Origin of the sequence: Prochlorococcus marinus, from assembly GCF_001180245.1 — a bacterium.
GTDB classification, from domain to species: Bacteria; Cyanobacteriota; Cyanobacteriia; order PCC-6307; family Cyanobiaceae; genus Prochlorococcus_A; species Prochlorococcus_A marinus_F.
The window spans coordinates 59,932-74,088 of record NZ_CVSV01000109.1 but is presented as its reverse complement, the minus strand read 5'-3'; the positions used below and the strand labels follow the sequence as shown (position 1 = coordinate 74,088).

At 30.6% G+C, this 14,157-nt stretch carries 17 protein-coding genes and 1 tRNA gene; 6 read left to right on the top strand and 12 right to left on the bottom strand.

Annotated features, from left to right (window positions below):
- The first annotated feature begins 276 nt into the window (after positions 1-276).
- Entirely contained in the window at positions 277-504 is a 228-nt protein-coding gene (locus tag AMO19_RS03925; protein ID WP_025931952.1) for a hypothetical protein, read from the top strand.
- Positions 504-770, top strand: coding sequence for a hypothetical protein (locus tag AMO19_RS03920; RefSeq protein ID WP_075507414.1), 267 nt, complete (start codon positions 504-506; stop codon positions 768-770). Before AMO19_RS03925 ends, AMO19_RS03920 begins: the two co-directional genes overlap by 1 nt.
- Positions 771-773: 3 nt before the next feature.
- Here the strand turns inward: AMO19_RS03920 and AMO19_RS03915 are convergent, their stop codons facing one another.
- From AMO19_RS03915 to AMO19_RS03875, 10 genes are all read right to left on the bottom strand, one after another.
- Complete coding sequence (locus AMO19_RS03915) at positions 774-1,568, bottom strand: ABC transporter permease (protein WP_075507413.1); 795 nt, start codon at positions 1,566-1,568, stop codon at positions 774-776.
- Complete coding sequence (locus AMO19_RS03910; RefSeq protein ID WP_075507412.1) at positions 1,565-2,359, bottom strand: ABC transporter permease; 795 nt, start codon at positions 2,357-2,359, stop codon at positions 1,565-1,567. Before AMO19_RS03910 ends, AMO19_RS03915 begins: the two co-directional genes overlap by 4 nt.
- Positions 2,349-3,344 (bottom strand): ABC transporter ATP-binding protein, encoded by a 996-nt coding sequence (locus AMO19_RS03905; RefSeq protein WP_075507411.1) that lies wholly within the window; start codon positions 3,342-3,344, stop codon positions 2,349-2,351. The genes AMO19_RS03910 and AMO19_RS03905 overlap by 11 nt, the downstream gene beginning before the upstream one ends.
- Before the next feature lie 78 nt (positions 3,345-3,422).
- Entirely contained in the window at positions 3,423-3,812 is a 390-nt protein-coding gene (gene petP, locus AMO19_RS03900) for a cytochrome b6-f complex subunit PetP (protein WP_075507410.1), read from the bottom strand.
- 70 nt (positions 3,813-3,882) lie between these two features.
- Positions 3,883-4,029 carry a hypothetical protein gene (locus AMO19_RS08520; RefSeq protein WP_179850506.1) on the bottom strand — a complete coding sequence of 49 codons (147 nt, stop codon included), beginning with the start codon at positions 4,027-4,029 and terminating at the stop codon, positions 3,883-3,885.
- Between the two features lie 354 nt (positions 4,030-4,383).
- Positions 4,384-4,460, bottom strand: a tRNA-Met gene (locus AMO19_RS03895).
- Positions 4,461-4,504: 44 nt separating this feature from the next.
- Entirely contained in the window at positions 4,505-5,470 is a 966-nt protein-coding gene (locus AMO19_RS03890) for an asparaginase (protein ID WP_075507409.1), read from the bottom strand.
- Entirely contained in the window at positions 5,471-5,965 is a 495-nt protein-coding gene (locus AMO19_RS03885; protein ID WP_075507408.1) for a CGLD27 family protein, read from the bottom strand. It lies immediately after the preceding gene.
- Between the two features lie 9 nt (positions 5,966-5,974).
- Entirely contained in the window at positions 5,975-6,319 is a 345-nt protein-coding gene (gene rsfS / locus AMO19_RS03880) for a ribosome silencing factor (protein WP_075507449.1), read from the bottom strand.
- Positions 6,309-6,947 (bottom strand): DUF3318 domain-containing protein, encoded by a 639-nt coding sequence (locus AMO19_RS03875; RefSeq protein WP_075507407.1) that lies wholly within the window; start codon positions 6,945-6,947, stop codon positions 6,309-6,311. Before AMO19_RS03875 ends, rsfS begins: the two co-directional genes overlap by 11 nt.
- 107 nt (positions 6,948-7,054) lie before the next feature.
- Between AMO19_RS03875 and carB the strand changes: the two genes are divergently transcribed.
- Positions 7,055-10,351: a carbamoyl-phosphate synthase large subunit gene (carB, locus tag AMO19_RS03870; RefSeq protein WP_075507406.1), complete on the top strand. Its 3,297-nt coding sequence runs from the start codon at positions 7,055-7,057 to the stop codon at positions 10,349-10,351.
- A 4-nt stretch (positions 10,352-10,355) separates the two neighbouring features.
- Here carB and AMO19_RS03865 read toward each other — a convergent pair whose 3' ends face one another.
- On the bottom strand, positions 10,356-10,574 hold the full coding sequence (locus AMO19_RS03865) for a DUF6447 family protein (RefSeq protein WP_075507405.1): 219 nt from the start codon (positions 10,572-10,574) through the stop codon (positions 10,356-10,358).
- Between the two features lie 29 nt (positions 10,575-10,603).
- On the bottom strand, positions 10,604-12,250 hold the full coding sequence (locus AMO19_RS03860; protein WP_257008954.1) for an ABC transporter ATP-binding protein: 1,647 nt from the start codon (positions 12,248-12,250) through the stop codon (positions 10,604-10,606).
- Positions 12,251-12,368: 118 nt separating this feature from the next.
- Between AMO19_RS03860 and AMO19_RS03855 the strand changes: the two genes are divergently transcribed.
- Genes AMO19_RS03855 through folP form a run of 3 tightly spaced genes read left to right on the top strand, consistent with a single transcriptional unit; the run spans position 12,369 to position 14,152 of the window.
- Positions 12,369-12,545, top strand: coding sequence for an RNA-binding S4 domain-containing protein (locus AMO19_RS03855; protein ID WP_002807913.1), 177 nt, complete (start codon positions 12,369-12,371; stop codon positions 12,543-12,545).
- A 52-nt stretch (positions 12,546-12,597) separates the two neighbouring features.
- Positions 12,598-13,323 (top strand): triose-phosphate isomerase, encoded by a 726-nt coding sequence (gene tpiA, locus AMO19_RS03850; protein ID WP_075507448.1) that lies wholly within the window; start codon positions 12,598-12,600, stop codon positions 13,321-13,323.
- A complete protein-coding gene (folP, locus tag AMO19_RS03845; protein WP_075507403.1) occupies positions 13,307-14,152 on the top strand; it encodes a dihydropteroate synthase in 846 nt (281 codons plus the stop codon). The genes tpiA and folP overlap by 17 nt, the downstream gene beginning before the upstream one ends.
- The last annotated feature ends 5 nt before the right edge of the window (positions 14,153-14,157 follow it).

Here is a 14,157-nt window from a genome sequence, read left to right as displayed (position 1 = left end):
AGTGGGGCCGGGTGATGGGGAACCTTATTTTTAGACCAATTTCTTAAAAAATGCAACCCCCTATCTATAGCGCAATTATTATCATCGAAATACACTACAGATAGTGGTTTAATGATTTTCTTATATGTGAATTAATAAATTCTGAAATAATTTTGACACTTTAAAGTTTATCAATGAAAATCTAATTTCATAATTTCAAATGTTTCTGACAATTTTACTTGTTAAAAATGTCCTGCACAGTATCATTCGTAAGTACTTTGCTAGTAAAAAGTTTTAATGATTGAATTAACTTTACTAACTCTTTTGAATTATGTTGGGGATAATTTCTGTGAGTATAGAAATCTAGGTCATGATAACTATAAATCTTTACTTCTTTCCTACAGTGATGCGAGTAATAAATTTGGGCCATTAGAGGTTAAGAAGGTTATTGAGAAGTCTGATAATTTTAAAGTTACGGCTGTTGCTATTGCTGCAATTAAGTGCCCTCAGCATATAGTTAAGTAATGAAGTTTGAATTAAAAACTGAAAAAGAAAATTATTCAAAATCATTTTTACAATTTTTCGGGATATTTTTTTTTCTTACTTTAATAATTATCCTTAGTGATGTTGCACTCAAATTAGGAATCATATCTAGAAATCATAAAATTGAATACAACTGCAGGCTTTTATCTGTTGAAAAATCTAAACCTTATTTTAAAAAATTATCTAGACTTTCTAATCTGAAAAGTAAACAACAAATTTGGAAATTTTGCAGCGAGGTTATTCAATAATATTTAACTAGAGGCTGATGAATAGAATTTTAATGCAAATATCCAGAACTTTCTTGAATTAATAAGAAATATTGTCGCTACAATAATTTCAAGCAATATTTTCCAAAATACAGAAAGTCCTAGAAAAACTTCAGAAGGAATTGTAGTTATAAAAGCAATAGGAATAAAAACACTAAAAAAGATTCTTAAAGAAAATGAAAATGAACTTAAAGGAAATCTTCCAATATAAAGGAATGATCTTAATACTTCTATTGCATTCCAAGTCTTAACAAACCAAATAGTAGTAGTAGAGATAAAAAACCATAAGCTATATAAAATACAAATCGAGCAACTTATAGTAATCAAGGATAGGGTCAGAAAACTTAAATTTAAATTGATTTGATTTATTCTTATGCAGAAGAACAACAATAAAAATCCAAGCATTATTTCTAAAAATCCAGATGGATTTATTTTTTTTAATGAAATAAAAAATTGACTATCAATAGGTTTTAAAAGTACGAAGTCTAATGTTCCTTCTCTTATATGTTTAACTATTTCTGTAAGATTAGGATTGAACCATGTATTTGTTATCCCATTCAATATTGTATAAATAGCTTGGATTATTAGTGCCTGTTCAAATTTCCACCCTCCAATATATCCACTATTTTGAAAGAAAATAGATAATAGAAAAATACTCCCTACTAAACTTAAAATTGCAGTAATTAAATCAACTAATATATTTGCCTTATACTCCAATTCAGAAGCTAAAGAAGTATGTAAGAATTTTTTATAAACTTTTAGATATTTTCTTAAATTCATGACCCCATTGCTGTATATTTTTTTGTTCCTTCAGACCAGATTTTCTTAAATAATGGGAAAAGTATAAATATCCATAGAATTTGCATAATTAACCCTCCACTAATATTTGTTTCATTACCTGAAAGTAAGTTTGCAGGGAAATCAATTAGATATGGAAAAGGAGTCAAATAAATCCAAGATTTAACATATGCGGGAAATGAAACTACTGGTGCTAAAAGACCTGAGAGAAATAAAGTTGGAATAAATAACAATCTTTCTATCGATGACGCTTTCTCTGTCCAAAAACATAGACATGCTACTATTGACTGAATTAAAAATTGAATCAAGAAGGATAAGAAAGTAGATACTATCGATAAGAGTAAAATACCTAAATTTGGTATCCATATACTTTCTGGATTAAAAATAAAAAAGAAAAAAGCGATTATTAGTGCGAAAGGAAATCTTGTTATTTGTTCTGCAAGATGTTGTGCAAAATACCTGAAAAATGGATTTAAAGGTTGGATTAAATACGGAGATACCTTCCCCATAAGAGAATCTTCTTCAAAACTAAATACAACCCAAACAACAGAAAACTGCCTTACAAAAAAAGCACATAAGAAATACCTAGAAAGTAATGTATCACTAATGTTTAAGGATTCATTTAGATTATTATTTGTCCAAATGTTTAACATGAAAAAAGGAATAATCCCTGAAATTGCCCATAAAGCAATTTCTACCCTATACTCCAACATGTTTGAATATTGGACTTTTAATAAAGTGAATATTTTACGGTTAATTAAATTAGATATCATAATCTTTTTTGATTAATACCTGCCCAATAACTTCATCAATGGGTGGTTCATTTATAAAAAGGTCTTCAATATCAAAATTATTTAGGATAGTTTTTAGTGATGAGGTAATAGAGTTGTTTTCAATCTTTATAGTGATTTCATTCTTTATTTTATTTTTAACAGTAAAACCGGAATTTTCTAATTTAATTGCATCCTCTTCTGATCGACAAACTATTAATATTTCTTTAACAGGAGAAAGTTTTTTTAATAACAGGTCAAGTTTTCCATCATATGATATCTCCCCTTTATGCACACATATAACTCTCTTGCATAGCGATGTAATATCTTTCATGTAATGACTTGTTAGGCATATCGTTGCATTAGTTTCTTTATTATATTTTTGAAGGAATTTTCTTAAATTTCTCTGCGCATTAATATCTAATCCAAGTGTCGGCTCGTCTAAAAATAGAATATTTGGTTCATGTATCAAAGCTGCCAGTAATTCTGATTTCATACGCTGGCCCAGTGAAAGTTTTCTAACAGGTATGAAAAGCTCTTCATCAATTTCAAGCATTTCCGAAAGTTTTTTTATTCTCTTTTTAGCTTCCAACTTATCTAAGTCATATATTGAAGCATTCAAATAGAATGATTCAATTGGAGGAAGATCCCAAATAAGCTGTTGCTTTTGTCCCATTATTAAGGTTATATTCTTTAGGAAATTTTCTTTTCTCCTGAAAGGTAAATAGCCTGAAACCAAAATCGAACCTTCACTTGGATAAATTAAGCCACAAAGCATTTTTAATATTGTTGTTTTCCCAGCTCCATTAGCACCTAGAAAACCTACTATTTCTCCTTCTTTAATTTCAAAACTTATATCATTTATAACTTTTAAACTTTTTGTTTGTCTTCTAAAAAAATGTTGAATTGTTCCTTTTAAGCCTGGTTTTTTGGAAGAGATATCAAATGACTTAGATAAATTCTTTACATTGATAATATTTTGTACCATTTAAATTTTTAATTACTGAAATTTAACATTTAAATAAATTATTAAATTAATCTTATTTTAGAAAATTTTTTAACCAATTTAAAAAATATCTTTAAACGATACAACCAGCCAGATAAAAAAGTTTATTGGATTAAGTAACTCGCTTACGTTATTTTTATTTTCATAATTTAATCCTCTAAAAAAATTAAATATAAAATTACTATCCTCTTTTTTATCATAATTATTCTTTATTAAATTACCATTTTCGTCGAGAAGATCAATTTCATCCTCAAAAAACCATTGCTCTTTTCCATTAGATAATTGCAAAACAACTCCAATACCTTTGCCATCAGTTATTCTGAAATCACTTACCTTACCTAATGGAGAAACATTAATTGCATCAATAGTTTCTTTGGTGAGTCTATCCTTAGATAGTTCTAGGTTAACTTGAACAGAATTTCCTATCTTAACCTTTTCTAAAATTGACATTTTTAGGTCATTATACTTAGTGATAAAGGATTTATGCGATTAATTCAGAATTATTGATTTATTTCAATAATTAAGATTTTTTGAAAACAGCTTCAAGGATTCTCTTTATTGAAATTGTTAATACTCTCAAAAAAATAAAAAAAAGACCTAACCAACCTAAAATGACAGCTATTGATAACATGCTTGATCCTAAATCACGCTGTAAAAAATTCTGCATATAATTTTTCTAAATTTATATAAATTCTACTCTACTTAATTAAATTAATTATTAAAGATCTAAATGTTCAAAATTCAGATTTTTTTAAATTCTTTTTATTGGTTTATTTAATAAATGTGATTTGCGAGCTAAAATTCAGTTATACAATTAATTTAATATTTTGGACCTATCTTTGAATTCATACATTGGAATACTTTTTATTATTACTGGCTTAGTAGTCAGAGTGGACTTGAAATTCTCTATTCAAAAAGATCTTAAATAATTTTTAAAAAACTCTTTTTATTTAAGAAGTTATTTTTATATTGCTGTAACTACTGCAAATACTAAAAAAGCAGATTTGAAGCTGCTTCTAAATGGTGGCGGGGGGAAGATTTGAACTTCCGACCTTCGGGTTATGAGCCCGACGAGCTACCAGACTGCTCTACCCCGCGACATATACATAGCATACATCTGAAAGGGTAATTTTTCCTGTTTTTTAGGATTCTTGGAATTTTACTTTACCTTTAACTTCAAGTCTCACTCCTTCAGAAAAATTCAAAACCTTTTCTTCGATGTCTTGAATTCTTAAGTCAGATATCCACTCTAACTGTTTTAGTAAGTGAAGACTAACAGCATGCTTTGCTCTTTTTGAACCGTCTTCTACTTTTAAAGCTAAACCTATACCTTCATTGACTTTACATAGACACTGTATCCCCTCGGCTCCACCTTTACCTATAACGTTCCCATGAGAAGCTTTAATTATTTCTGTATCAAATTTATTTTTATCACTTATCATTATTGGGTTTATTGTCATTGCTCTACTGATTTGTTCTAATTCAGCATTTTCGGAACTGCTCAGAAGTGAATATAACCTCGACATTTCTAATAGTTTTAAATAAAGAGTGGGTGCACCGCAATCATCACGCTCTACGTTTATTTCAGATGACGGGATTTCAAGTAATTCAGAAACAATTCTGAATATTTCTATTTGAAGAGGATGATCCCCTTTTAAGTAACTATCTAATGGCCAATTCATTTTTTTGCATGTAGCTAAAAAAGCAGCATGTTTACCCGAACAATTATGTTCTAATGGACTTGTCTTTGATTTTGGGCACTTAAGATTATTAATGTCAATGTCATATTCCCATAAAATTTTGAATGCTTCCCTTGAATGAAGTTTTGATCCACTATGTGACCCGCATGCTAAAGCAATTGATTTTGATTCATTATTAAATTTTGATGAAGCTCCACTACTAACGAAAGGTATTGCTTGAAAGGGTTTTAGTGCTGACCTTATGAAACTTTTATATTCTGGATTTCCTGCACACATTAACACCCTCCCTTTTTTATCAGTAATAACAGCATGAATCTTGTGGATCGACTCAATATTTGATCCTCTCATTAAGGTTGCTTGTAAGGGAGGATTGTTAGAAGTGTAGAGGTTTTTGAAATTAGAACTCATTTAGAAATTGTTATATTGAAAAATCAAAATACCAGATAAAGCTAGAACTGAAATGATAGAAAAAACTTGAATTAAATTTTTTAAAATAGGTTTTACCTCGATTGAGGCAATAAGTGATTCTTTTTCTTTTAAAACTATTGGCTTTTCCCATACTTGACCGTCATACCAACCAGACTCCTCGTATTCGACTTTTTCAGATATTAATCTATTAAATATGTGATTCCAACCTAGATATAATCTTATTGAAATTAAAAGAGGTATTGATAAGCTGCTAAAAAAACTTAATAGAATATATTTTAACAGGGACGTTTTGAAATATACACTACCCGAAGAAATAACGAGAAATAGAACAAAAGCACCTACCCAAAACTTTATCAATATGAGAATTAGTGACTTTTTTGTTTTTGGCCAAGAAAAAATTTTAGATTTTGATAATTCTATGAATTCATTTGTGGGTTGCTGCTCTCTAGGGACAGGACATTTAGATTGATTCATAAAATAAAATTATGGAAATACAAGATTATCTCCATTACTCCAGAATGATTCAAGGTCATAATATTTTCTTATTTCTGGTTGAAAAATATTTACTATCAAATCACCATAATCGAGTAAAGCCCATTTCGCTTCGTTTATCCCTTCTTTTCGGATAGGTTCAACTTGAGCCTTTTCTCTAAGCTCTCCCTCTACAGAGTTAGTTATAGATCTAACCTGTACATCAGATAATCCTTCTGCAATCAAAATCCATTCACTTATAAATGATACTTTGTCAATTTTTATAAGTTTTATATCTCTTGCCTTTTTTTCATCACATGCTTTAGCTGCTATTAAAACCAAACTTTTATTGTCCATAAACATTTTCACTTGAAACTGATTTTTCTGAGCCTTCTTGCTGAGATAATTCTGATCTCGCTTTTTCTGCACTTTTTCTTAAGGCATCTAATCTATCTTCAAAGAAACTTCTTTTTTTCTTTTTTCGTGTCTTCTCTATTAACTCCTTTAAAGCTCCTCCAAGACTTTTATAAGCATTTGGAATGCTGTATCCAAATCTACAAGCAAGATCTATAGCTCTTTCATCTGCATAAATTGCATCTTGAAGCTTTTTTTCAGAATTATTTTTTAAATATAATCTATATCCTGCAAAACTTGATAAACCCAGAGCAAGTAATAAAAGTAACCCATCTTGTACCCACAACTCTCCTATCGCCCCTCCAAGTCCTATGGCAAGAGCTGCCATTTCCCATCCATCTCTGGGAATTGTGTCATTTTGGATTTTCCCAACCTCGTGCCAAAATAATAAATTTCTATGGTCAATAGCCAAGTTATCCCATTCATCTAAATCTACTTGAATTTCTACTTCGTCACGACCTATTTCCTCAAGTGTTATTAAAGGTGGATCTATAGCCGCAGCCGCTTCAACAAATACCCAACTTTCATTCTCTGGAGGCAACAAACTTTTAAGTCGCTGAAGTTCGCTCATAAAAAATTAATTTCTTCCAATACTATAGAAACAAATGTTGCTTTTCAAGTAACTTGATTAACATCTGATGATTTATAAGTAGCATGAAGTAAATGAACGTTTAAATTATGCCTCAAAGAGGTGATCTTAAAAAAATTCTTATTCTAGGTTCGGGACCGATTGTTATAGGGCAAGCATGCGAATTTGATTACTCTGGTACTCAAGCTTGCAAAGCATTAAGAAATGCTGGTTATGAAATTGTCTTGATAAATTCAAATCCAGCATCAATAATGACTGATCCTGATATCGCAAACAAAACATATATTGAACCATTGACTCCTGAAATAGTTTCTCAGATCATTCTAAGAGAAAAACCTGATGCGATTCTTCCCACTATGGGAGGTCAAACCGCCTTGAATCTTGCCGTTAAATTATCAGAGTCAGATTTTTTAAAACAAAATAATATTGAATTAATTGGAGCTGATTTAAGAGCTATTAATAAAGCTGAAGATAGGAAATTATTTAAAGAATCGATGGAAAAAATAAATGTAAATGTTTGTCCATCTGGCATTGCATCTAACCTAGATGAAGCTATTGATGTATCAAAAACAATTAGTTCCTATCCTCTCATAATAAGACCTGCTTTTACTTTAGGTGGAGTTGGGGGTGGAATTGCTTTTAACCTTGAAGAATTTGTCGAGTTGTGTAAATCAGGTTTAGAGGAGAGTCCAAGTAATCAAATATTAATTGAAAAATCACTTATTGGATGGAAGGAGTTCGAACTAGAGGTAATGAGAGATACTGCTGACAATGTGGTAATAGTTTGCAGTATTGAAAATTTAGACCCAATGGGTGTCCACACTGGAGATTCGATTACTGTAGCTCCTGCACAGACCCTAACAGATAAGGAGTATCAGAGGTTGCGGGATTTGTCATTGAAGATTATTAGAGAGGTGGGAGTTGAAACGGGAGGGAGTAATATTCAATTTGCAATAAATCCATCTAATGGAGAAGTAATTGTTATAGAAATGAATCCTCGTGTAAGTAGATCTTCTGCTTTAGCAAGTAAAGCAACTGGATTCCCAATAGCTAAGATTGCAGCTTTATTATCTGTTGGGTATACACTTGATGAGATTATTAATGACATTACAAAAAAAACACCTGCATGTTTTGAGCCATCAATTGATTATGTAGTTACTAAGGTCCCCAGATTTGCTTTTGAAAAGTTTAAAGGCTCATCTAATATTTTAAGCACTGCTATGAAATCTGTTGGTGAGTCAATGGCAATAGGTCGTTCTTTTGAAGAGTCATTTCAGAAAGCATTAAGGTCATTAGAAGTAGGTGTTTTTGGATGGGAATGTGATTCACAAGATGAATTTAAAGATGAGAGTCAAATTAAAAATAGTTTAAGAAATCCTACATCTGAAAGAATTCTCCTAATTAAAAAAGCTATGCAGATTGGGAAAACTAATAATTATATTCAAGAAATTACAAATATAGATTTATGGTTTATCGAAAAATTACGTAATATCTTTAATTTTGAAAATGATTTTTTGAAAGATAAGGAACTTTATACTTTAGATAGGGATTTGATGTTACACGCTAAACAATTAGGCTTTTCAGATCAACAGATAGCAAAGTTAACTAATTCTGAGTTTTTTGAAGTAAGAAGGTATAGAAAAAAACTTAATATAATTCCAATTTATAAAACTGTTGATACTTGTTCAGCAGAATTCTCGTCCTCAACTCCCTATCATTATTCAACTTACGAAGAATCTTTCATTAATTTTAATTCTCAAATTTTTGATAGTGAGATTTCAGAAAATAGTAAATCAAAAAAAATTATGATTTTAGGAGGAGGTCCAAACAGAATTGGTCAGGGAATAGAATTTGATTACTGTTGTTGTCATGCATCATATCAAGCTTCTATAAATGGCTATAAAACAATAATGGTTAATAGTAATCCTGAAACTGTATCAACAGATTATGATACTAGCGATATTTTATATTTTGAGCCTGTAACTTTGGAGGATGTGCTTAACATAATAGAAGCTGAAAATCCTTATGGTTTGATTGTTCAATTTGGAGGTCAAACTCCACTTAAATTATCATTACCTTTATTTGAATGGCTTAAATCTAATGATGGGACCAGAACTGGATCAAAAATTCTTGGGACTTCTCCAATATCTATCGATTTAGCAGAGGATAGAGAGGAATTTACAAAAATTCTTGAAGAATTAAGTATTAGACAACCCTTAAACGGTATTGCACGTAATCAAAATGAAGCAGAAATAGTAGCAAAAAATATAGGATTTCCCTTGGTTGTAAGACCTTCTTATGTTTTAGGTGGAAGGGCAATGGAAATTGTTAAGGATGAGAATGAATTATCGAGATACATTTCTGAAGCAGTTAAGGTATCACCTGATCATCCAATCCTTCTTGATCAATATTTGAATAATGCAATTGAGATTGATGTTGATGCATTATGTGATTCAGAGGGTTCGGTTGTAATTGCTGGCCTAATGGAACATGTGGAACCTGCAGGCATTCATTCAGGAGATTCAGCTTGTTGCTTACCATCCATTTCACTTTCAACATCCACAATAGAAAATGTCAGGAACTGGACTAAATTAATTGCACAAAGATTAAATGTAGTTGGTTTAATTAATTTGCAATTTGCAGTAATAAATACAAATAATAAAGAAAATAAATTATTTATTCTCGAAGCAAATCCAAGAGCATCCAGGACAGTTCCTTTTGTTTCAAAAGCCATAGGTAAACCAGTTGCAAAATTAGCTACTCAGTTAATGCAAGGTTTTACATTAGAAGATCTTAATTTCACAGAAGAATTTTTTCCAAAATATCAGGCAGTAAAAGAGGCTGTTTTACCTTTTAAAAGATTTCCTGGGTCTGATACATTACTTGGTCCTGAAATGAGATCTACTGGAGAAGTAATGGGTTTAGCTAAAGATTTTGGAATCGCTTATGCCAAGTCGGAATTGGCAGCAGGTAATGGCGTTCCTTCAGAAGGAGTTGCTTTTTTATCTACAAATGATTTAGATAAAAAAAATCTTGAGGAAGTTGCTAGAGAACTTTTGAATTTAGGATTTAAATTAATTGCAACAAGAGGTACAGCGTCATATTTGGTGAATTTAGGAATTCAAGTTGAAGAAGTGCTAAAAGTTCATGAAGGAAGACCAAATATTGAGGACCTAATTCGTTCGGGACTTGTTCAATTAATAATTAATACTCCAATTGGCTCACAGGCTCTTCATGATGATGCTTATTTAAGACGTGCCGCTTTAGAATATAATATTCCAACTTTTACAACTATTCCTGGAGCAAAGGCAGCCATTAAGGCGATCAAAGCTTTACAGTGCAATAAAATTAATACTTACTCTCTACAAGAAATCCATAATTATTAATATTTTATTCTATGTTTTCTAGTTTTTCTCTTAATTGATTAACTAAAGAGTTTCTACTAATTGAAAGTAATTTGAGAGTATCTTGATGCATCTTAAGTTGAGTCTCTGCTATTTGTAGTACTTTTATAGATTCTTTTATTTCATTAGAGAGTTCATTTATTAAATATTTTTTGCCTTCAAAGGTTAAAACTGGATTTGCAGAATCATTTGTGTTTTCGCTCATGGATTTACTTTTTAATAAATAAAATAGAACTATAATTTTTTAATCAATTGTTTTTCACATAATTCTTTATAAATTCCAGGTTTATTTATTAAATCAATGTGTTTCCCAACTTCAATAATTTCACCTTTATCGAAAACAACTATTTTATTGGCCTCTTGAGTAGTGGCTAATCTATGAGCAATTACAATAACTGTTCTATCTTTCATAGCTCTATTAAGTCCTTTTTGTACTTCAGATTCTGATTCTGCATCTAATGCACTTGTGGCTTCATCTAAAAGAAGAATCGAGGGGTTCCCAAGTATTGCTCTTGCAATGGCGATCCTTTGGATCTGACCACCTGAAAAATTTGATCCTCTTTCAGTTATCTCAGTTTCATATTTCTCAGGAAGCTTTTGAATGAAGTTATGAGCGTTTGCTTTTCTTGCTGATTCTATAACTTCTTCTTTGGTAAAATTTCTGCCCATTCTTATTACATCAATAATTGTTCCTGAAAACAAAAAAGGCTGTTGTTGTACTAATGCAATATTTTTTCTAATATCTTTTGTATTTAATATTTTGAGATTTTTATCATCTATAAAAATGTCTCCATTATTCGGAGCTATAAACTTTAATATCAAAGCCAACATTGTACTTTTACCAGCTCCAGAAGCTCCAACAAATGCTGTGACTTCCCCTCTTTTAATTTCTAAATTGATATTTTTAAGTATTTGATTATCTTTTTTGTAAGAGAAATTTACTTTCTTGAAACTTATTTTGCCTCCAAAATTGGATATCCTTCGTAAATTTTCTTTATCATCTTCGACAGGTTCTTGATTTATGTTTTTCAACCTTTTTATTGAGGCTTCTGCCTGTTTATAGTCATTAAAATTTGTACTTACGTGGCTTATTGGATCAATAAGCATTAATATTGCCGCAAAAAAACTACTAAATTCTTCGCTTGATAGAAGGCCTAAATTTATTCTTGCAGCTCCTAAACCTAATATTGCTAATATTCCAAATGCTTCAACAAAGCCTACAACTGGATGTTGAAATGCAAGTAGTTTTAATGTTTTATATTTTGCTTTTTTATTTGTATTTAATCTTTTAAAAAATCTTTTCTCAATCCAATTTTCTGCAGCAAAAGCTCTTATCGTTGACATTCCATTTATAGATTCACCTATTAAACCTGCTAAATTACTTGTTGATTCTTGACTTTTTTCGGATGCGATTAAAACTCTTCTTCCAAAACTGTTAACCGAAAGTATAATCAATGGGGCTAAAATGAATGTTGATAATGTTAGTGACCAGTCTAAATAAAACATATAAATTATTACTGCTAACAACTGTAAAGTGCATGGAATAGTATCTTGAGCTGTTTTATAAATAACTTCGCTTACCCTGTCTGCATCTTCTGTAAGTCTATATGTGATGTCCCCTGCTGAAATATTTTCAAAGGAATTCATCTTTATTTTTTGAATTCTGCTAAATAAACTTCCTCTCATCACTTCACTAATTTCTAAAGATGGTTTTGCTATGAATACATCCTGTCCAAATTGAGCGGTTTTCTGAACTAAAAATACAAATAAAGACCTAGTTATTATGCTAGAAACTTTTGAGAGATCACCAGACCCAATTGCTGGGATTAAGTTCCCAGCCAAATAAGCTAATAAAGGCCAACAAGCTACATAAATAAGCATGCATATAAAACCCTTTATAAACCTATTTGAATATGGTCTGACTGGTGGTATTAGTCTCAAGATATTATATGTTTAATTGTTTATCCTACTTTATCAATATCTTTGGTTATAAAAAACAATGAAATTGGATCAATTCTTAAAATGGAAAAATTTGGTATCTTCTGGTGGCGAAGCAAAAATTTTTATTAAATCAGGTTCTGTTAAGGTTAATGGTGTAATTGAGACTAGGAGAGGAAGGAAGTTAAATAAGGGAGATAAAGTAATATTTCTAAAAAATGAATTAATTTTTGAATAGTTAGCTTATTCCACTCGCTTTGTATTATTATATTTTTCTTGGAGATAGTATTTTGAGAAAATCTGTAATTGCTGGTAATTGGAAAATGCACATGACTTGTGCTGAAGCTAAATCCTATTTAGATGAGTTTATTCCTTTAATAAAAAACATAAAAGACGATCGAAAAATCGTTATTGCTCCACCTTTTACAGCTATTTCAACCTTTTCTGATCATTCTGATTTTAATTATTTAGGTATTTCTAGTCAAAATATTCATTGGGAAGATCAAGGAGCATTTACCGCAGAAATATCTCCAAAAATGCTACTTGAACATGGTGTGTCATATGCAATCGTTGGACATAGTGAACCAAGGAAATATTTTAGTGAAAGTGATGAACAAATTAATAAAAGAGCAGTTTTTGCTCAATCTAGTGGACTTACTCCAATAGTTTGTGTAGGAGAAACATTAGAACAAAGAGAAAGAGGAGAAGCAGTTAGAGTTATTACTAGACAAGTTGAACAAGGATTAGAAAATACAGATCCATCTAATTTAATTGTTGCCTATGAACCAATATGGGCTATTGGCACTGGTAAAACATGTGAGGCAGAAGACGCTAATAAGATATGTTCTTTGATTCGGAAATTAATTGATTTTGATGATGTAATTATTCAATATGGAGGATCTGTTAAACCTAATAATATCGACGAGATCATGTCAATGAGTGATATAGATGGAGTGTTAGTTGGAGGAGCATCATTAGATCCGAATAGTTTTGCGAGAATTGCAAATTATCAATAAGAAAAATCCATGGCCCAAAGGCTGGGGACAAAAAACTTCAATTATGGGAGTTATTAATCTAACTCCTGATTCATTTAGTGATGGTGGGGAATTAAACTCTTCAAAAAAAGTTTTAGATCAAGTAAATCATTTCTTGAGTAATGGTGTTGATATTATTGATCTTGGTGCTCAAAGTACGAGGCCTGGGGCTGAAGAAGTTGGATCAAGTATTGAAATAAAAAGATTGATCCCATATCTAAATTTAATAAAATCTGAATTTCCAGATGTTTTAATTTCTATTGATACTTTTAATTCTGAAGTTGCTTACGAAGCTCTTTTAAATGGTGCTAATTGGATAAATGATGTCACGGGAGGAAGAAGAGATATAAAAATTTTGGATGTTGTATCAAAATTCAACTGTCCATTCGTCATAACTCATAGTCGTGGTAATAGTCAAAATATGAATCAACTTTCTAATTACCAGAATGTTTTGAGTGATGTTAAGTGCTCGCTTGATAATTTAATAAAGAATGCTTTGGAAAAAAATATATCTGAAAGAAATATAATAGTGGATCCTGGAATTGGTTTTTCAAAGGATCTAGTTGATAATTTGGAAATCTTGAGAAACTTAGATGAATTTAAAAAATGGAATTTGCCAATTTTGATAGGTGCATCTAGGAAGAGATTTATAGGAGAAATATTGAATGAGAAAAATCCAAAAGAAAGGGATATAGGAACACTTGCAATAAGTTGTCTTTGTTCTCAATTTAATATTGACATTGTGAGGGTTCACAACGTCAAATTAAATTATCAAATCCTGAAAGTAGCTGATAGGATTTACAGAAAATAATAAAT